Genomic DNA, 19,313 nt, shown 5'->3' with positions numbered 1-19,313 from the left:
GGACTGCATATGTCATCACGCCGTTTCGGAAGTCAGTCGCTGGTTCGCCTTTTGGGCCACTGGCAACAAACCCCGTCCCGAACCCCACTCTGGCGACAGCTGGCCGACGCGTTGCGCCTGCTGATCCTAGACGGCAGGCTGGCGTTGAGCACGCGCCTGCCCGGTGAACGTGAACTGGCCACGGCGTTAGATGTAAGCCGGACGACCATCAGCAGCGCGCTGGCCCATCTGCGAGAGGAAGGGTATCTGGAGAGCCGACACGGCAGCGGTTCACGCGTGATCCTGCCCGATACCCGTGCCATACCGACGCTTTCAGCGGCAAGCGCAGCGCTGGATCTCTCCACTGCCGCCCTGAATGCCGGGCCAGAGATCCACCAGGCTTACACCTGGGCGCTCACCGCGATCACCCAGCATCTTACGCTGACCGGTTACGATCAGCTCGGCCTGGCGGCTCTGCGCGACGCCATTGCCGCTCGCTATACCGCACGCGGGCTGCCGACCCGCGCAGACGAAGTGATGGTGGTCAATGGTGCCGTCAGCGGTTTTGCGCTGGTACTGCGGATGATGGCCGGCCCGGGCGATCGCGTCGTGGTCGATCATCCCACCTATCCGCTGGCGATTGCAGCCATCCAGGGGGCATCGTGTCGGCCGGTGGGCGTGTCGCTGCCGGAAAGCGGCTGGGATACGGATGGCTTTGCCGCCACACTTGCGCAGACAGCACCGCGCCTGGCGTACCTGATGCCGGATTTTCACAATCCAACAGGGCGATGCATGGATATCGCCACCCGTCAGGCAATAACCGACATTGCCGCTCGCACCCGTACCACGCTGGTGGTCGATGAAACGATGGTCGATCTCTGGTTTGAAGCACCGCCCCCGCCGCCGCTGGCGTCGTTTAATTCGCAGGCTACGGTGATCACCCTGGGTTCGGCGGGAAAAAGTTTCTGGGGTGGGCTGCGCCTCGGCTGGATCCGCGCCTCGTCGCGCACCATTGCCACACTTGCCCAGACGCGGGATACGCTGGATTTAGGCTCGCCGCTGCTGGAACAGCTGGCCACGCTGTGGCTTATTAACAATAGCGAGACATTTCTGCCTGCGCGCCGGAAAATACTGAAGGAGCGACGCGACCGCTGCGGTGAACTGCTGCGCGAACATTTTCCCCAGTGGCGGTTTCAGGAGGCGGAAGGCGGGCTATCCTACTGGATCGAGCTGCCGGGCATGCTGGCGACACAGCTCGCCGCACGTGCAGAAATGCTGGGGATTAATCTTGGAACCGGCACACGCTTTGGGTTATCGGGTGCGTTTGACCGCTACTTACGCGTGCCCTTCTCGCTCGAGTCGACAGAGCTTGAGCAGGCGTTGCTACGAATCAAACCGGTTTGGCTCGCATTAAATAAAACCGCACCGTCGGTAAAACGCAGTCTTGTTTAATATAAAAGTTTGAAGTGGATCATAAAATAAAAACTGCTGACTGTCATACGGCAGTCAGCAGTTTTCACCATTCAGGAATCAGTGCTGAGGAGGAATAGGAAAACCTTTCAGTGAAATAACAAAACTTTCACCGTCTTTCTTTATTTTTGCGCCGGTATCACACCAGTCAGACGCAATACGAAAGAACTCATCACTTCCTACATTCCAGCCAAGACGGACATGCTTCACGTAGCCTGAACGCAACAGATCGCAGGCTTCTTTGTAGTCACTGGCGGTCGATAGTTGTTGTTTCATTTTCTCTTCTTCAGAAGTTTACGTAGAGCTTTGATTTCTTTAGGAGTAAAAGGCGTTACACTCTCTTCTTCCGTATGCTGATTATCAATATCCTCTTCCGATACTCCCACCTCGTCTGCGGCTTCAAATGCCAGCAGCAGCAACTTCTCTGTGGTCACGCTTAAGTTTTCGTTATTCACTTCCGCATAGTGGCGAAGTCTTTCTTTTAGCGCTTCGTCAATCTTAACGTTTAATACCGCAGTAGCCATGATTGTCACTTCCCTTCGGAATAAGTGCTTTATTTAATACACGATGTTAACAATGTAATCCAGATATATATTTTTAACTTATGACAGAAAAAAGACGCCCAGAAATAAAATGACAGTCTATTATTACAGGTTTATGACAGTAATATTTCAGCGCGATGAAATATATATTACACCACGAATTAAACCCTGTTAATTCTGTGGAATAGCCATGCTGGAAGGAGGTAAAAAACGGGAAGATGTTGCCAGAAGCACAAATGGGTGGGGGCCCTGCCAGCTGCATCCCGGCACACACGTCGTCTGCCCTGGCTGCTTCCTTCCGGACCTGACCTGGTGAACAGAGTAGCGTTGCGGGAGAACCAACAGAGCCCCCATTGTGAGCGTTGTTACCCAACGCGCTGGCGCATTATCCCTGTGCTAACGGTCAATTGCAAGCTGCCAGCAACCGGATGGTGGTTTCTTGCGCAAACAGGCACAGCAATCGGCGCAATCTTCGTTTAACATGACACTTCACTCATCCCCACAGGTGTACTGATGGACGAACACGACTCCTTTCCACAGCGAGTGTGGCAAATTGTGGCCTCCATTCCCGAGGGCTACGTGACAACCTATGGTGACGTCGCACGTCTTGCTGGCTCCCCCCGCGCGGCGCGTCAGGTGGGTGGCGTGCTAAAACGGCTTCCTGAAGGCAGTACATTGCCCTGGCATCGGGTTGTGAATCGTCATGGTGCCATCTCGCTCACCGGGCCGGATTTGCAGCGCCAGAGGCAGGCATTACTTTCAGAAGGGATACAGGTGTCCGGGTCAGGGCAGATTGATTTGCAGAAGTATCGCTGGGTGTATTGACCCCCTCCCCCGAAGGAGAGGGGAACACATTACAGCTGAGTCGGTGGGGTAGGTACAGACGGTTGGTTCGTCTGTGGTGCAATCGGCACTTCGGTTTGCTGCACCGGCACCAGGTTCAGGTCGATTTTCGTCCCACCGTTGTTGATGGCTTCCTGAACCGTATCGGTAATAAACACCAGCTTACCGTTGATGGTTACCGCAGCGCTCAGAAGGATACGGGCGTTCGGCTGTACGTCTGCCGGGTTATACGGCAGCACGAAGCTAAACGGTGCCTGCTTACCTTCGGTACGTACAGCACGCTGGGCCACTACTTTCGACGGCGCGTCGGCCAGAGAAGCATCAGACAGCGTGACCGTTAATACCGCATCCGGTGGTAAAGCGACTCGCTGTTTGATCCAGATAGTACCGGAAACATTAGGTTGCTGAATGGATTGCTGTGAGAGTGTATTAATCCCATTTGGATCTGCTGCTGGCACCGGCACCTGGGCGCTCTTACCTGCACAGGCGGACAACGCCACCGCAATAGCTACACCACTTAGCATGGGCACGAGTTTCATTGAAGTCTCCTTATCATCAATGCACCAGCGGGATCGATCCCATCCGATGTCGTTTCAAACACATATCGTATTCAAGTGTGGCACAGATCACTGATTAATGCCTAAATTCTCCCTGATATTCAGATAATTCTACCCGTCGGACCACTTTCATTTCTGCGTTATACTCTACCTATCTTTCGCCACGGCGTTTATTGAGGACAACTATGAGTCAGGCACTGAACAATCTGCTGACATTACTGAATCTGGAAAAAATTGAGGAAGGACTCTTTCGCGGACAGAGCGAAGATTTGGGCTTGCGTCAGGTCTTCGGCGGGCAGGTCGTCGGACAGGCACTGTACGCTGCCAAGGAGACCGTCCCGGCAGACCGTCTGGTGCACTCCTTTCACAGCTATTTTCTGCGTCCTGGCGATAGCGCAAAACCCATTGTGTACGACGTGGAAGTGCTGCGTGACGGCAACAGCTTTAGCGCGCGCCGCGTGGCAGCCATTCAGAATGGCAAGCCCATCTTTTACATGACCGCCTCTTTCCAGGCACCGGAACCGGGTTATGAGCACCAGAAAACGATGCCAGCGGCACCGTCGCCGGACGATCTCAAATCGGAGACCGATATCGCCCGCGCGCTGGCCCACTTGCTGCCACCGCAGGTCAAAGAGAAATTCCTTTGTGATAAACCTCTGGAGATCCGCCCGGTCGAATTCCATAACCCGATGAAAGGCCATACGGCCGAGCCGAAACGCCAGGTCTGGATCCGCGCCAACGGCACCGTACCAGAGGATTTCCGCGTGCATCAGTATCTGCTGGGCTATGCGTCAGATTTTAACTTCCTGCCGGTTGCACTGCAGCCGCACGGCGTGGGGTTCCTTGAAAAAGGGATGCAGGTTGCGACGATCGATCACTCGATGTGGTTCCATCGTCCATTTAACATGAATGACTGGCTACTCTACAGCGTGGAAAGCACCTCGGCGTCCAGCGCTCGCGGGTTTGTACGTGGAGAGTTTTATACGCAGGACGGCGTGCTGGTCGCCTCGACGGTGCAGGAAGGGGTGATGCGTAATCGCGGGTGATGATGCCCTCACCCTGGCCCTCTCCCACGGGGAGAGGGAATAAATACTAAAAACGGCAATCAGGGATTGCCGTTTTGCTTTTACCTTGTGCGGCCTGATGCCCTCACCCTGGCCCTCTCCCACAGGGAGAGGGAATAAACACCAAAAACGGCAATCGGAGATTGCCGTTTTGCTGTTTATTATGCGTTATACGCATTCTCGCCGTGGCTGTTGACGTCGAGACCTTCGCGCTCCTGCTCTTCCGGTACGCGCAGACCCACAGTCATGTCCGCCAGTTTGTAGCCAATGAAGGCCACCACAGCAGACCACACAACGGTAATGGCGATACTTTCCAGCTGTACCAGCACCTGGTGAACCATGTCAACGCCCTCAGCGTAACCCACTCCGCCCAGCGATTTCGCGGCGAAGATACCGGTCATGATACATCCGACGATACCGCACACGCCATGCACGCCAAAGACATCGCAAGGGTCATCCACGCGCAGAAGACGTTTCAGCGCCGTCACACCCCACAGACCCGCCAGACCTGACACCAGGCCGACAAGCAGCGCACCACCGACACCGACGTAACCACATGCTGGGGTGATCCCCACCAGACCGGCAATAGCACCCGAGCACGCGCCCAGCAGAGAAGGTTTACCGCGTACCGCCCACTCACCAAACACCCAGGAGAGGATTGCACCCGCCGTGGCCACCACGGTATTCACGAAGGCCAGCGCAGCGATTTCGTTAGCAGCGCTCGCAGAGCCGGCGTTGAAGCCGAACCAGCCAAAATAGAGGATTGCTGTACCGGTAAAGACCATCGGCAGATTGTGTGGTTTGAACGCTTCTTTGCCAAAGCCCACGCGTTTGCCAATCAGGTATGCACCCACCAGACCCGCTACCGCGGCGTTGATGTGAACAACGGTACCGCCTGCGAAATCCAGCGCGCCGTGCGACGCCAGCAGACCACCACCCCAGACCATGTGTGCAATCGGCACATAGGAGAGTGTCAGCCAGACCACCACAAAGATCAGAACGGCAGAGAAGCGAATACGCTCAGCCAGCGCACCCACAATCAGCCCCACGGTGATACAGGCGAACGAGCCCTGGAACGCAACGTGGATGTACTGATAGAAACTGCCCATCACCGCGGTCAGTTCAATATTTTTCAACATGGCCCAGTTGAAGTTGCCGAAGAAGGCGTTACCTTCACCGAAGGCCAGAGAGTAGCCGTAAACCACCCACAGCACGCAAACCAGCGCGAACGTCACGGCAACCTGCGTCAGCATGGAGAGAACGTTTTTGCCACGGATCAGGCCGCCGTAAAACAGCGCGATACCCGGAATAGACATGAACAGCACCAGCGCGGTGCTGATCATCATAAAGGCGTTATCGGCTTTGTCTGCCACCGCAGGAGCAGCCATTGCCAGGCCCGGCAGCAGTGCCAGCGAACCCAGACCCGTTTTGATTGTTGCTATCTTCATTTTCTCGATCCCTATCACTGTGTGCCAGGAGTTACTTACAGTGCCGCTTCGTCAGATTCGCCGGTACGGATGCGAATGACACGCTGCAGTTCGGCAACGAAAATTTTGCCGTCGCCAATTTTGCCGGTATAGGCCGCTTTGCTGATCACATCGATGACTTCATCAAGCTGGTCATCAGCAATCGCGACATCAATTTTTACTTTTGGCAGGAAGTTAACGCTGTATTCCGCCCCGCGATAAAGCTCGGCATGACCCTTCTGACGACCGAAGCCTTTCACTTCGGTGACAGTCAGTCCCTGAATACCCATTGAAGACAACGCTTCACGCACGTCTTCGAGTTTGAATGGTTTGATTACCACCGTAACCAGCTTCATAGATCCCCTCCAGTCAGAATTCGGTAATGGCCGCAGCTAACACGCAGGAGACATTGCAAGGGGTGTGCCAGAAATGAAAACGGAAGGGAAAAGCGGCGCAATGCGCGTTAAAAGACCATTCATGATCAACAGGTGAAAAAAAACGCACCATGGCAGTGCATGGCGCGTTTCGGTTTTGCACCAACAGCGGTGACTGTTAGCACGTTGCCTGTTTTTGGTGCATCAGGCGCTAAGCGACTCTTCCTCCCGGACGCTGGCCGCCAGCTCTTCACCCGCCAGTTGCAGCTGATACATCTGCCAGTAGCGGCCTTTCGCCTCCAGGAGCGCCCGGTGCGTACCGCGTTCAACGGCCTGTCCGCGATGCAGCACCAGAATGGTATCTGCGTCGACAATCGTTGAAAGACGGTGCGCGATAACCACAAGCGTCGTATGATCGCGCACGGCGGCCAGTGCCTGCTGGATAGCCTGTTCAGTACCGGAGTCGATGCTGGCCGTCGCTTCATCCAGAATCAACACCTGTGGCGTTTCAATCAGCACACGCGCCAGCGCCAGAAGCTGTTTTTGCCCGACAGATAGGTTATTCCCCTGCTCACCCAGCCGGGTGTTGATCCCGTCGCTGAATCCGCGTGCCAGCTCTGCGAGCTGCACTTTTTCCAGCACTGCCCAGACCTGCTCCTCGGTATAATCACGCCCCAGGGTCACGTTGGCGTAAAAGGTATCGGCCAGCACGACCGGATCTTGCTGCACCATCGCTACACCTTTACGCAATACGCTGTGGCTGAGCGACGCCAGCGGACGTCCATCCAGACGAATTTCGCCTTTCGTTAACGGGTAGTAGCCCATCAACAGGCTTGCAAGCGTACTCTTGCCGCTGCCGGTATGTCCCACCAGCGCCACAAAGCCGCGCGACGGCACATCAAGATTGATGTCCTGCAACACCAGCCTGTCTTCACGGTAGGCAAACGAGACATGGTCAAACGTAATCGCCCCGCTTTGCAGCGGTGCTGTATCCTCACCATAGGTCTGACGCGGTCTGTCCATCAGTTCAAAGACGCGCTCGCCGGCAACCACCGCCTGCTGCAACATGGATTGTTGGGTTGTGAGTTCAATCAGCGGCTCGTTCAGGCGTCCCAGATAGCTGATAAAAGCATACAGAACCCCCACTTCAATCGTTCCGCCCGGACTCAGGCCAAAGAGCATCAGCAGGCCGCAAAGCACCAGTGCCGAGAAGAGGCTCAGCAACGGACGCAGCAGGAAACCATCAAGGCGCAGCGTCTGCATACGCGCCATATAGTGCGAACGGCTTGCTTCGCCCATGCGTTCGCCAAAGCGAGCCTGCTGGCGGAACTGCTGGATGACGCTCATGCCGTTGATCACTTCGTTGAAGCCATCGTTAATATCGGCCAGGTAGGTCCGCACCCGACGTACAATGGGCGTGCTGTAGCGCTGATAGATCACCATCACAATCAGCACCGCCGGGAAAATCGCGATCGCCACCAGCGCCATGCGCCAGTCAAGGCTGAACATCGCCACCAGCATGGCGCCAATCAACGCGGCACTGCGCAGCACGGTCGCCACGACCGTCACGTACAGATCGCGGATCACCTCGGTATCGTTGGTCACCCGCGAAATCACCTGCCCGACCGGCTGGATATCAAACTCGCTCAGCGGCTGGCGCAGCGCAGCATCCATAACGTCGGTACGCAGCTTCTGAACCACACCCACCGCCGCCCGGTTAAAGAGTAGCGACTGCGCATAGTGCAGGCCAGCCGCTGCCAGCTGTAGCCCCACATAGGCCACGCCTAACCCCGCCACCAGCCCCAGCGGCAAATAGCTTTTCGCAACCATATTGTCGATGAAATAACTGATGAGCAGCGGACCGCTCACTTCTGCAATCGCCGCAATCCACAGCAGCACGACGGCAAGAGCAAGGGGTTTTCGCCATGGCGAACCGTAGGCCAGCAGGCGTTTTAGCGTCGGCCACTGCGTTTTTGATTTACGCATTAGCGTCCTCCTCTTCCTGTTCCGGGGCATCGTCGAGTGCCGCTTCAAGCTGCTGATAGCGATACATATCGCGATACCAGCCCGGTTGCTCCGCAAGCTGGTCATGCTGCCCGCGCTGGGCAATGTGCCCGTGCTGCAACACCAGAATTTCACTGGCTTCCGTCAGCGCTGACAAACGGTGGGCACTGATGATCACCGTCCGTCCGTCGCTCCACTGGCGAAGGTTATGCAGGATCTGGTGCTCGGTTCGACCATCCACAGCAGAAAGCGCATCATCCAGGATCAGGATTTCAGCATTGAGCAGCAGCGCACGGGCAATGGAAATTCGCTGTTTTTGCCCGCCAGAGAGCATAACGCCACGTTCACCCACCTCCGTTTCATACCCCTGCGGCAGACGCAAAATATCGTCATGTACGCTGGCTAAGCGCGCCACATGCTCAATCTCTTCCTGCGTGGCCGACGGACAGCCAAGGGCTATGTTGTTCGCCACAGTGTCAGAAAAGAGAAACGGCGTCTGGCTGACCACGGCCAAACGGCGACGCCAGTCGTCTAGTTGCAGTGTCGTGAGAGGAAGATTGTGGAAACGAATCTCCCCCTGCGTGACATCAAAGTGACGCTGGAGCAGCGAAAGAACGGTACTTTTACCGGATCCCGTCGGACCACAGATCCCGAGCATTTGTCCCGGTTGCAGCGTAAAGCTGACGTTTTCCAGCACCGGATGTTCCGTCTGCGGATAAACAAACGTACGGATGTCGACGTTCATCACCCCACGCCCTTCCGGTACCGGTTCGGTACCGTCGTTGACCACTGGCGCTTCAGACAACATGGCGCGAATGCGGCTATAGGCGGCACTGCCGCGCTCCACGATATTAAACATCCAGGCCAGCGCCAGCATCGGCCAAATCATCAGCCCCAGGTACATGGCAAAACTGGTTAACTGCCCCAGGGTCAAGGTGCCCTGCACCACCATCCAGCTCCCGCCACCGACGGCCAACAGGTTAGCCATGCCAATGGCGATATAGATGGTCGGATCAAAGCGCGCATCAATACGCGCAACGCGCATGTTTTTTGCGCCGGTGTCTGCGGCATCGGCCGCAAACAGGGCAGATTGCCGATCCTCCAGACCAAAGGCTTTGATCATGCGGATGCTGGTCATACTCTCCTGCGTGCGATCGTTTAGCGACGAAAACGCCGCCTGCGCCAGCTTGAAACGCTCGTGCAGTTGTTCGCCATAACGGTTGATCGCCAGCGCCATCAGCGGCATCGGCAGCAATGCCAGCAGGGTAAGTTGCCAGCTGATCTGAGTGGACATCACAATCAGAACCGCGCAGCCCATTACCAGCGAATCCACCAGCGTTAACACCCCTTCCCCGGCTGCGAACACCACGCGATCGACGTCGTTGGTGGCACGGGCGATGAGATCCCCGGTGCGATGGCGCAGGTAAAACTCGGGGTGCTGACGGCTCAGCTGGCGGTAAAAATCCTCGCGCAGCTCAACGGCAAGCTGATAGGACGCGCCAAACAGCAGCACGCGCCAGACGTAACGCAGCAAATAGACGATGACGGCCGTCAGCACCAGCGTGCCAACCCACATCAACACCCGTGCGGTGGTGTAATGCTGTTCCGTAACGCCATCCACGACGTAGCCTACCACCTTCGGCGGGATCAGCTGCAAAATGGCAATGATGATAAGCAGGAGAACTGCGCCGAGGTAGCGCTGCCACTCCCGACGAAAGTACCAGCTTAGTTGGGCAAATAATCGCACGCGGTTTGTTCCTGAAGGTATTTTATGGAGTTATTCAATGGGTAACGCTGTGGTGTATTTAATCTGTTCCATGGCGAAGCTTGAGGTGACGTCCGACAAGCCCGGTACGCTATTCACCAGCCGCTTGTAGAAATCATCATAGCGCTTCATATCTGCCACCTGGACACGCATCAGATAATCGTACTCCCCGGCCATACGCCAGAAGCCGAGGACCTCCGGCATGTCAGAGACCTGGTTTACGAAGCGGCAATACCATTCGCTGCTGTGGTGCTGCGTTTTTATCAGGACAAAGGCCGTCAGGCCCAGCCCCAGTTTTTCGGGATCTAATAACGCGACACGCCCCAGCAGAATGCCGTCATCTTCCAGCTTCTTGAGGCGCTTCCAGCACGGTGTGGTGGTCAGATTAACGGCATCTGCCAGCGCCTGCAAAGAGAGGGTGCAGTCACTTTGCAGCAATGAAAGCAGCTTGCGGTCAATTTTATCTAGCATACCCACCTCACAGAGAAAATTTTTCTCCCTTCATTCTATTTTAAAGGCCAGATAGCAACAATTTTTTCTGTGCTTTTCGCTATGCTGGGCACAAAATGACAAACGGATAATTACGATGAATAGCAACTGGGTTAAACATGCCATCAGCGAAATCAATGCCGACTACCAGCGCTCGGCCGACACCCATTTAATCCGCCTCGCCCTGCCGGGGTTTGCGGGGATTCAGCTGTATCTGAAAGATGAAAGTACCCATCCTACGGGCAGCCTGAAGCATCGTCTGGCGCGTTCGCTGTTCCTGTATGGCTTGTGTAACGGCTGGATTAAAGAAGGCACGACAATTATTGAATCGTCATCCGGTTCAACCGCCGTCTCCGAAGCCTATTTCGCCCGTTTACTGGGCCTGCCGTTTATCGCTGTCATGCCCTCCTGCACCGCGAAACGCAAAATCGAACAGATCGAATTTTATGGCGGACGCTGCCACTTTGTAGAAAGCGCCTGCGAAATTTACGCCGCCTCGGAAATGCTGGCCCGTGAGCTGAACGGCCACTATATGGACCAGTTCACCTTCGCCGAGCGTGCAACCGACTGGCGTGGCAATAACAATATAGCGGACAGTATTTTCCGCCAGATGACTCATGAGCCTCATCCGGTTCCGTCATATATCGTCATGAGCGCCGGTACGGGCGGAACCTCGGCCACCATTGGCCGCTATATCCGCTGTCAGGGCTACGATACGCAACTGATGGTGGTGGATCCGCAAAACTCGGTCTTCCTCGACTACTGGCAAAGCCGCAATGCCGACCTGCGCAGTCCGGTGGGCAGTAAAATTGAAGGGATTGGCCGCCCGCGCGTTGAGCCGTCGTTCATTCCTGATGTGGTGGATGAAATGCTCCGCGTACCGGATGCCGCCAGCGTCGCGACGGCCCACTGGCTGGAGACGCAATTGGGCCGCAAGGTGGGTGCCTCTACCGGTACCAATATGTGGGGTGCGCTGCAGCTGGCAGCACGCATGCGTGAAGAGGGCCGCACGGGCTCTATCGTCACGCTGCTGTGCGACAGCGGGGAGCGCTACCTGGAAACCTATTACAACGCGGAGTGGGTGCAGGCAAACATCGGTGATATTGCGCCGTGGCAAGCGCAAATCGCACAGCTGGTGAAATAAAAAAAAGCCAGACCGAAGTCTGGCTTGCTGGAAGGGTCTCACTATTCGGGGGAATATGGGAGGGTGTTGTTGTCCAGCCAATGTGTTAAAAAATGGGACACCGCTTCATTACGGCAGTGTCCGATAACCGGCAGATGAGGAAGCGCAGAGATCAGCTGCGGCATAGCATTCCCCATAATCAAACCGCGCCCGACGCTGCCCAGCATCTCGCGGTCGTTCATGGCGTCACCAAACGCCATACACTCCTGCAGCGTCAAGCCCAGGTGGTCGCTCAGGACCGCCAGGGCAGAACCTTTGTTACACCCCACCGGCAACACTTCCAGACAATCCACCGCCGAAAAGGTCAGATGGGCCCGGTCGCCTAACGCCTCATTCAACTGAATACGTAAGCGGCAGAGATCGTCGTGATCGCCACAAAAACAGATCTTGGTCACCGCGTGGGCAGGTATGCGGCGCAGATCCATCAGCTGATAACGAAAACCGCTGTAGACATGCGCATGGAGAAGTTGAGGGATTTCACGCCCGGTAAACCAGCCGTTATCGTTAAAGACATGAACGCTGGCCTGGGTATCCCAGGTACTGTGCAGCACGATATCCGCCACTTCCGGGTTGAGATCCTGACGGTGCAGCACCTCCCCTTCGACCGAATGAATTCGTGTTCCGTTGCCGGTAATCAGAAATGCATCCAGGGAAAATGCGCCCAGGAGATGGCGCATCTCCAGCACATGACGGCCAGTGGCAAACGTCAGGGTTACATCACGCTCACGCAGGCGCTTAAGGGTGTTCAGGGTTTTCTCCCCTAAACGGTGATCCGGCATTAACAACGTGCCGTCCATATCAAATGCAGCGAGCCGAGCCATCATAACTCCCGAAATGTGATGCGATTAACTTGTGCATCAGTATTGCGTGAGATATACGGAAGTAATAGTGAATAGATGAGAATTATTGTTCCGGGTTTATTATGCGCCAGCTCAACCGCCTCAAACAGTATCAACGCCTGTGGCAGCCCTCCGAAGGGGCACCGCAGCAGGTCACCATTGCGGAGCTCGCCAGCCGCTGTTTTTGCAGCGAGCGGCATGTTCGCACCCTGCTGCGTCAGGCGCAGGAGGCTGGCTGGCTGAACTGGCATGCACAGTCTGGTCGCGGCAAGCGCGGCGAGCTCAGGTTTTATGTCAGCCCGGAATCATTGCGCAATACGATGATGGAAGAAGCGCTGAAGCATGGGCAGCAGCATAACGCCCTGGAGCTGGCCCAGCTTGCGCCGGAAGAGTTGCGGGAGTTGCTGCATCCCTTTTTGGGCGGACAGTGGCAAAACGATACGCCGACGCTGCGCATTCCCTATTACCGCTCGCTGGATGCGCTGCAGCCTGGCTTTTTACCCGGCCGGGCGGAGCAGCACCTGGCAGGCCAGATTTTCTCCGGGCTGACGCGCTTTAACGGCAACAGCAGCGAACCGACGGGCGATCTTGCCCATCACTGGGAAGTCACGGATGGCGGCCTGCGCTGGCATTTTTATATCCGCTCGACCCTGCACTGGCATAATGGCGACAAAATTGAGACAGCGCAGTTGCAGCGGAGCCTGAAGGCCCTGCTTATGCTGCCAGCCCTGCGCAAACTGTTCCAGAGCGTATTAGATATCGAGGTCACTCACCCGCAGTGCCTGACGTTTACCCTGCATCAACCGGACTACTGGTTGCCCCATCGTCTGGCGACCTACTGTAGCCGTCTGGCCCACCCTGACCAGCCCATGACGGGCAGCGGCCCTTTCAGGCTGAGCGTGTTTGATTCCGAGCTGGTGCGTCTGGAAAGCCACGAGCAGTACCATCTTAGCCACCCGCTGATCAAGGCGATTGAATACTGGATCACGCCGACGCTATTCGATTACGGACTGGGGACCAGCTGCCGTCATCCGGTGCAGATTGCCATTGGCGAGCCTGATGAACTGGAGAGCCTGCGGCTGGTAAGTAACAGCACCAGCCTGGGCTTCTGTTATCTCACCCTGAAACAGAGCGACCGGATGAGTGAACTGCAGGCTAGACGGCTAATCAATATCATCCATCTCTCAACGCTACTGCATACGCTCCCGCTGAACGAAGGGTTGATTACCCCAACAGAAGAGCTGCTTCCTGGCCTGCCTATTCCCCGGTGGCCGGATTTAACGCACGTTCCTTTACCGGCAGCGTTAACCCTCGTTTACCATTTGCCCGTTGAGTTACACACCATGGCAAACCAGCTAAAACAGTACCTTGCGCAGCAGGGCTGCGAACTGACCGTTATCTTTCACGATGCGAAGACGTGGGACGGGTGTCCGCAGCTTGCCGATGCGGACATGATGATGGGAGACAGGCTGATTGGCGAAGCGCCGGAGTACACACTTGAACAGTGGCTTCGGTGCGATACCCTCTGGCCGCATCTGCTAAGCGCGCCGCAAGTTGCGCATCTGCAGGCCACGCTGGATGCCGTTCAGACTCAGGCCGATGAGCAGGCAAGACACGCTGGCCTGAGAGCCATCTTTACCCGGCTGATGGATAATGCGGTGCTGACGCCGCTGTTTAACTACCAGTATCAAATCAGCGCGCCACCGGGAGTAAACGGAATACGACTGAATACCCGTGGCTGGTTTGATTTCACAGAAGCCTGGCTTCCAGCCCCCCGGTCGTGAAGAAGCTGGTCGTCGCCGAAGTCAGACGGTAACATAATGTTTTTACCGTAACTGTCGAGATGATTTATGAAACGTGCCGTCGTCGTGTTCAGCGGAGGACAAGATTCCACTACCTGCCTGGTTCAGGCACTTCACCAGTACGATGAAGTGCATTGTGTCACTTTCGATTATGGCCAGCGCCATCGCGCTGAAATCGACGTTGCCCGCGAACTGGCGCTGAAACTGGGCGCACGCGCGCATAAGGTGCTGGACGTCACGCTGTTAAACGAACTGGCCGTCAGCAGCCTCACTCGCGACAGTATTCCTGTTCCTGATTACAAACCTGACGCCAGCGGTATTCCCAATACCTTTGTGCCGGGCCGTAATATTCTTTTTCTGACCCTGACGGCCATCTACGCCTACCAGGTGCAAGCCGAAGCGGTGATCACCGGCGTTTGCGAAACCGACTTCTCCGGTTACCCGGACTGCCGCGACGAGTTTGTGAAAGCGCTCAATCACGCAGTAAATCTGGGGATGGCCAAGGAGACGCGCTTTGAAACGCCGCTAATGTGGCTTGATAAAGCGGAAACCTGGGCACTGGCGGACTACTGGGGCAAGCTGGATCTGGTTCGCAGCGAAACCCTGACCTGCTACAACGGCATTAAGGGCGACGGATGTGGCCAGTGCGCCGCCTGTAACCTGCGTGCCAATGGCTTGAATCACTACCTGGCAGATAAAGCCGGTGTGATGGCCGCGATGCAGAAAAAAACCGGGCTGAAATAGGGTTATTTGACCGTGCTGTCGAACAGTTTTACACCGGCAGCACGCGTGACTTTCATTAGCGTCGTCAGTGTTGGATTGCCATTATCAGACAAGGTTCGGTATAGCTGCTGGCGGGAAAGACCTGCTTTGGCAGCAATTTCACCTATGCCGCCGCGGGATTCGATGACCTGGCGGAGTGCAATGAGATAAGCAGGGATCCCCTGATCCTCATAAATTTCTTCCAGTGCTATTTGCAGGTAAAGTTGAGCGTAGGAAGGGTTTTCACGAAGCATTTTTACAACCGCATCGTGATGGTTAACAGAACTTGAATAGTGTCGTTTAGAAGTGCTCATCTGTTTTTCCTTTAGATAGATGATCTTTCAAGAAATCTACCGCCTGTTTAACATCTTGTTTTTGACTCTTCTTGTCACCACCGATGAGTAACAACAAGACCCTCTGATGCTCTACGGCAAAATAGATCCTGTAACCGGGACCACTATCAATTCGCATCTCCCAAACACCTTCTCTAAGGTATTTGTAATCACCAAAATTATGCTTTATTGCACGGTTAATACGCATAAGGATCCGTAAAACAATCTCCGGATCCTTTCTACGCATCCTGGTTATCCACTCCTCAAACGGCACTTTGCCATCACGGGTCCGATAACGCTCAACAACATAGTCCCTGTCCATTATTCTATCCCTGGAAAAACACTTTGTCTTTTATAAAAGACAAAAAATCACACGATCATCAGCTCCAGCTTTTCCCGCAACTCCCCTTCCAGCGGCAGTGCTTTCTGCGTTTTCAGATCGATACAAACGAAGGTGATCAGCGCATCGGCTACCACCTGCCCTTCCGGATCCAGCGTCACGACCTGACTGAGCACGCCGCTCTTCCCGTTTAGCTGTTGCACCTGGCTGGTCACTGTAAGCACATCCCCCAGCACGGCCGGGCGACGGTAGTTGATATTGATGTTGACGACCACGAACGCAATGTTGTGCGCGGTCAGCCATTGGAAGCTTTCGCTGTTTTCCAGCCCGTCCCAGCGCGCCTCTTCCAGAAATTCGAGATAGCGGGCATTATTCACGTGCTGGTAAACATCAAGATGAAAACCGCGTACTTTGATTTTTGTCTGCATAGCGCAATAGCCTTTACTGTTGTTATAGGATAAGAGGTCAAGACTGGTATGACCTCTTTATCCTGGCAAACTTTTGCTGCTGTGCAAGTAAAACTGAGATTACAACGTCAGGTGTGAGAGGTTGCGCTCAACCAGTGAACTGCCCATCCCCGGAACCTGCCTGAGGTCGTCAACCGTTTTAAACGGGCCGTACTCTTCACGGTAGCTGACGATAGCCTGCGCTTTTTTGAGCCCTACGCCGTTCATCACGCGGGCGAGATCTTCAGCCGAGGCCGTATTGATGCTGACGCGTGTACCGTCGTCCTCTGTGCTTTTGCCAGGTTCAGCGGCTTTGGTTCGAGCAGATGCTTGTGCAGCGGGGTCAGTTTTGCTCTGTACAGACTGCGTTTTAGCTGCAGGGGCCACCGCCAGTGCGCCTGCGCTCATTCCGGTAGTGGCAATAGCCAGTGTGATTAGCAATGCTTTGATTCCACATTTCATGCTGTTATCTCCTTGTTTGTTGACAGCCATGTCACCATAGCCGTCAGCCAAAGGAGGCTCAAATATGCATTTACAGAAATGGAAAAGGCCGCGAAAGCGGCCTTCAGGGTTTGCAGAGCGTTACGAAAATCTGCGAGCAGATACGTAATTATTGCTGCTGAGTGATGGCATCGCCCAGCTTGATTTTGGCTTCTTTACGCAGGTTGCTCATCATCGCTTCGAAAGCAATCTGGGCATTGTTCTGGGTGATACCCTGAACCATTGCTTTCTTTTGCGCTTCTGGCATGGTGCCGGCTTTCACTTCATCCAGCGCCAGCAGAACGACGTTCCCCTGCATGTCGGTTGTTGTCCCGAAGCTCGGTTTGTCTTTCGCTGGCAGGCTCAGACCAAACACAGCCTGACTGATTGGGTCCTGACCGGTACGGCTTAGCGTTTTCGCGTCACCGAAGCTCAGACCCGCCGCTTTCAGGGCGTCTTCTTTACCGGCTTTCAGGTCAGCCAGGATCTTCTCAGCATCCAGTTTTGCCTGCTGTTCCGCTTTGCTATGTTTAACCTGCGCCACAACCTGATCTTTCACTTCCGCCAGCGGTTTTACTGCTTCAGGCTTGTGCTCGCTCACGCGCAGAACAAACGCACGGTCACCGTCAACGGTAATGATATCGGAGTTGCTGCCCGGCGTACCGTTCTCGCCCACCAGACCACCGTTGAAGATGGCATCCGAAACCGGTTTGAAGTTCAGCTCTTCCGGCAGGTTGTCACGGCCAAACCAGCCGGTCTCAACCGCTTTCACACCAGCAGCCTGCTCTGCACCGGCCAGAGATTCGTTGTCGTTGCTCGCCGCATCGCTCACTTTCTGCTGCAGGGCATAGTACGCATCGAGCGCTTTTTCCTGCTTCACTTTGGCGGCGATATCATCACGCACCTCAGCCAGAGGTTTGGTTTTAGCGGCTTCGATATCATCCAGACGCGCAACCAGGAAACCAACGGACGATTTAATCACACCCGACAGCTGGCCCTTGTCTTTCAGACCGGCATTTTTCAGCTCATCCGGCGTAGTCGCCGCTTCCAGCCAACCCATATCGCCGCCATTTTTGGCAGAAATGATGTCGGTGGATTTTGCTTTCGCGACGGTGGCGAAATCTGCGCCTTTATTCAGCTCATCCAGCACCGCTTTGGCATCGGCTTCGGTTTTGGTCTGAATCACGCTGTAGCGGTTACGCTGCGGCTGAGTGAACTGATCCTGATGCTGATCGTAGTAAGACTGGATTTCTGCATCAGTCGCGGTTTCCTGCAACGCAGCAGCATCCAGTTTGATATAGCTCACGCGGAACTGCTCAGGTGCAACAAAGCTGTTTTTATTCTGCTCGTACCAGGCGTTAACCTCTGCGTCGCTCACCTGCTGCTTCGCCGCGAGCGCATTCACATCGATGGTCGCCTGACGCACAACACGCTGCTGTGCCACCAGGGCTGCCAGTTCGTCAGTTTCACCTTTGAGCATGAAATCAGTTCCAACCACCGCATTGATGAGCTGTTGCGTCGTCAGCTGGTTACGCAGCGCCTGCGCGTATTGATCGGCCGTCATGCCCATCTGATTCACAATGCTGTTATAGCGAGCGTTGTCGAACTTGCCGTTAGACTGGAAAGCCTGAGTCGAGAAGATGGCTTTTTTAACCTGCTCATCGCTGATACCCAGACCCAGTTTTTTGGCATATTGATCGAGGAGCGCTTCGTCAATCAGGCGGTTCAGCGTCTGCTGGCGCAGGGTTTTCATGTATCCTTCGTTCGCAGCCAGCTCAGAGAATTGGTCGCCCAGCTGTTGCTGCATACGGTTACGTTCACCGGCAAACGCGTTCTCGAACTGACCGCGGCTGATTTCCTGGCCGTTCACTTTTGCGGCATAGTTTGCGCCACCGCCGATAAGGTAACTGCTCACGCCGGTCAATATGAACGACACGATAATGATACCGAAAATAATCTTGAGCACGAGACTGTTAGCAGCCGTGCGTAAGCTGTCCATCATGGTGTAACAACACTCCGCTGTAGGTGACTGGTTACCTGACGCTAACGGAAAATCCTGACCGTCGCGCGTAAAGGCGTATTGTGACAAGAAAACGGGGCGATTGTCAGCCCACAACTCGCATAAACTCGCACAAATCAGGTCTGGACAAATAAAAAAGGCACATCAAATGATGCGCCCTTGTACTTTTCGGCTTCCCTGAAACGGGAAAGCAATCAGTTTACTGCGTCTTTCAGCGCTTTACCTGCACGGAAACCCGGCACTTTAGCGGCAGCAATGGTGATCTCTTTACCGGTCTGAGGGTTGCGGCCAGTACGGGCAGCACGCTCTTTAACAGCAAAAGTACCGAAGCCTACCAGTGCAACGTCGTCCCCAGCCTGCAGAGATTCAGTAACAGAAGCAATTAATGCATCTAACGCACGTCCAGCTGCAGCTTTAGAAATATCAGCACCAGCAGCAATTTTGTCAATCAGTTGAGATTTATTCACTGTTCTCTTCCTCTCTTTATAATTTATATCGCGCCTGAATCCTTCACAACGCGACCGCGCAGCAGTTATATCAGGCCTGCCATGACCTT

21 protein-coding genes and 1 other RNA gene are annotated in these 19,313 nt (G+C 55.1%); 6 read left to right on the top strand and 16 right to left on the bottom strand.

Going from position 1 to position 19,313, the window contains the following annotated elements; translation table 11 throughout:
• The first annotated feature begins 9 nt into the window (after window positions 1–9).
• Window positions 10–1,431 (top strand): MocR-like transcription factor YczR, encoded by a 1,422-nt coding sequence (gene yczR, locus M8370_RS12675; protein ID WP_246949841.1) that lies wholly within the window; start codon window positions 10–12, stop codon window positions 1,429–1,431.
• A 78-nt stretch (window positions 1,432–1,509) separates the two neighbouring features.
• Here the strand turns inward: yczR and M8370_RS12670 are convergent, their stop codons facing one another.
• From M8370_RS12670 to ffs, 3 genes are all read right to left on the bottom strand, one after another.
• Entirely contained in the window at window positions 1,510–1,725 is a 216-nt protein-coding gene (locus tag M8370_RS12670) for a hypothetical protein (RefSeq protein ID WP_013095877.1), read from the bottom strand.
• The gene (locus M8370_RS12665; protein ID WP_020686138.1) at window positions 1,722–1,973 is read right to left on the bottom strand and encodes a hypothetical protein; all 252 of its coding nucleotides are present in this window, start codon (window positions 1,971–1,973) and stop codon (window positions 1,722–1,724) included. Before M8370_RS12665 ends, M8370_RS12670 begins: the two co-directional genes overlap by 4 nt.
• A 265-nt stretch (window positions 1,974–2,238) precedes the next feature.
• Window positions 2,239–2,335, bottom strand: an RNA gene (gene ffs, locus M8370_RS12660) — signal recognition particle sRNA small type.
• A 169-nt stretch (window positions 2,336–2,504) separates the two neighbouring features.
• On the opposite strand from ffs, the gene M8370_RS12655 reads away from it, so the two are divergent.
• The gene (locus M8370_RS12655) at window positions 2,505–2,816 is read left to right on the top strand and encodes an MGMT family protein (RefSeq protein ID WP_023620099.1); all 312 of its coding nucleotides are present in this window, start codon (window positions 2,505–2,507) and stop codon (window positions 2,814–2,816) included.
• A gap of 29 nt (window positions 2,817–2,845) precedes the next feature.
• On the opposite strand, the gene M8370_RS12650 is transcribed toward M8370_RS12655, so the two are convergent.
• Window positions 2,846–3,373 (bottom strand): YbaY family lipoprotein, encoded by a 528-nt coding sequence (locus M8370_RS12650; protein ID WP_013095874.1) that lies wholly within the window; start codon window positions 3,371–3,373, stop codon window positions 2,846–2,848.
• A 203-nt stretch (window positions 3,374–3,576) separates the two neighbouring features.
• On the opposite strand from M8370_RS12650, the gene tesB reads away from it, so the two are divergent.
• Window positions 3,577–4,437 carry an acyl-CoA thioesterase II gene (gene tesB / locus M8370_RS12645; RefSeq protein ID WP_013095873.1) on the top strand — a complete coding sequence of 287 codons (861 nt, stop codon included), beginning with the start codon at window positions 3,577–3,579 and terminating at the stop codon, window positions 4,435–4,437.
• 179 nt (window positions 4,438–4,616) lie between these two features.
• Here tesB and amtB read toward each other — a convergent pair whose 3' ends face one another.
• From amtB to M8370_RS12620, 5 genes are all read right to left on the bottom strand, one after another.
• A complete protein-coding gene (amtB, locus tag M8370_RS12640) occupies window positions 4,617–5,903 on the bottom strand; it encodes an ammonium transporter AmtB (RefSeq protein WP_013095872.1) in 1,287 nt (428 codons plus the stop codon).
• A gap of 35 nt (window positions 5,904–5,938) precedes the next feature.
• Complete coding sequence (gene glnK / locus M8370_RS12635) at window positions 5,939–6,277, bottom strand: P-II family nitrogen regulator (RefSeq protein ID WP_008503304.1); 339 nt, start codon at window positions 6,275–6,277, stop codon at window positions 5,939–5,941.
• A gap of 222 nt (window positions 6,278–6,499) precedes the next feature.
• Window positions 6,500–8,281, bottom strand: coding sequence for a SmdB family multidrug efflux ABC transporter permease/ATP-binding protein (locus tag M8370_RS12630; RefSeq protein WP_013095870.1), 1,782 nt, complete (start codon window positions 8,279–8,281; stop codon window positions 6,500–6,502).
• Entirely contained in the window at window positions 8,274–10,046 is a 1,773-nt protein-coding gene (locus M8370_RS12625) for a SmdA family multidrug ABC transporter permease/ATP-binding protein (RefSeq protein ID WP_045292937.1), read from the bottom strand. The genes M8370_RS12630 and M8370_RS12625 overlap by 8 nt, the downstream gene beginning before the upstream one ends.
• 30 nt (window positions 10,047–10,076) lie before the next feature.
• Window positions 10,077–10,535 carry an Lrp/AsnC family transcriptional regulator gene (locus tag M8370_RS12620; RefSeq protein WP_020686133.1) on the bottom strand — a complete coding sequence of 153 codons (459 nt, stop codon included), beginning with the start codon at window positions 10,533–10,535 and terminating at the stop codon, window positions 10,077–10,079.
• Between the two features lie 115 nt (window positions 10,536–10,650).
• Between M8370_RS12620 and M8370_RS12615 the strand changes: the two genes are divergently transcribed.
• Complete coding sequence (locus M8370_RS12615) at window positions 10,651–11,697, top strand: PLP-dependent cysteine synthase family protein (RefSeq protein WP_013095867.1); 1,047 nt, start codon at window positions 10,651–10,653, stop codon at window positions 11,695–11,697.
• Between the two features lie 41 nt (window positions 11,698–11,738).
• Here M8370_RS12615 and cof read toward each other — a convergent pair whose 3' ends face one another.
• Window positions 11,739–12,557 (bottom strand): HMP-PP phosphatase, encoded by an 819-nt coding sequence (gene cof / locus M8370_RS12610; RefSeq protein ID WP_038418803.1) that lies wholly within the window; start codon window positions 12,555–12,557, stop codon window positions 11,739–11,741.
• A gap of 101 nt (window positions 12,558–12,658) precedes the next feature.
• On the opposite strand from cof, the gene M8370_RS12605 reads away from it, so the two are divergent.
• Window positions 12,659–14,359, top strand: coding sequence for an SgrR family transcriptional regulator (locus tag M8370_RS12605; RefSeq protein WP_029883400.1), 1,701 nt, complete (start codon window positions 12,659–12,661; stop codon window positions 14,357–14,359).
• Window positions 14,360–14,425: 66 nt separating this feature from the next.
• Window positions 14,426–15,121: a 7-cyano-7-deazaguanine synthase QueC gene (gene queC, locus M8370_RS12600; protein WP_013095864.1), complete on the top strand. Its 696-nt coding sequence runs from the start codon at window positions 14,426–14,428 to the stop codon at window positions 15,119–15,121.
• 2 nt (window positions 15,122–15,123) lie between these two features.
• Here queC and M8370_RS12595 read toward each other — a convergent pair whose 3' ends face one another.
• From M8370_RS12595 to hupB, 6 genes are all read right to left on the bottom strand, one after another.
• The gene (locus M8370_RS12595) at window positions 15,124–15,453 is read right to left on the bottom strand and encodes an addiction module antidote protein (RefSeq protein WP_013095863.1); all 330 of its coding nucleotides are present in this window, start codon (window positions 15,451–15,453) and stop codon (window positions 15,124–15,126) included.
• On the bottom strand, window positions 15,440–15,793 hold the full coding sequence (locus tag M8370_RS12590) for a type II toxin-antitoxin system RelE/ParE family toxin (protein ID WP_058678435.1): 354 nt from the start codon (window positions 15,791–15,793) through the stop codon (window positions 15,440–15,442). The genes M8370_RS12595 and M8370_RS12590 overlap by 14 nt, the downstream gene beginning before the upstream one ends.
• Before the next feature lie 47 nt (window positions 15,794–15,840).
• A complete protein-coding gene (locus M8370_RS12585; protein ID WP_014830880.1) occupies window positions 15,841–16,239 on the bottom strand; it encodes a YbgC/FadM family acyl-CoA thioesterase in 399 nt (132 codons plus the stop codon).
• Between the two features lie 99 nt (window positions 16,240–16,338).
• Entirely contained in the window at window positions 16,339–16,719 is a 381-nt protein-coding gene (locus M8370_RS12580; protein WP_250021128.1) for a helix-hairpin-helix domain-containing protein, read from the bottom strand.
• 148 nt (window positions 16,720–16,867) lie between these two features.
• Complete coding sequence (ppiD, locus tag M8370_RS12575) at window positions 16,868–18,739, bottom strand: peptidylprolyl isomerase (RefSeq protein WP_038418799.1); 1,872 nt, start codon at window positions 18,737–18,739, stop codon at window positions 16,868–16,870.
• A gap of 212 nt (window positions 18,740–18,951) precedes the next feature.
• On the bottom strand, window positions 18,952–19,224 hold the full coding sequence (gene hupB, locus M8370_RS12570; RefSeq protein WP_002444653.1) for a nucleoid-associated protein HU-beta: 273 nt from the start codon (window positions 19,222–19,224) through the stop codon (window positions 18,952–18,954).
• Between the last annotated feature and the right edge of the window lie 89 nt (window positions 19,225–19,313).

It is taken from the genome of Enterobacter cloacae complex sp. OE43NF (assembly GCF_023544405.1).
GTDB lineage: Bacteria > Pseudomonadota > Gammaproteobacteria > Enterobacterales > Enterobacteriaceae > Enterobacter > Enterobacter cloacae.
Note: the sequence above shows the minus strand (reverse complement) of the source record. Positions and strands in the feature narration are given on the sequence as shown.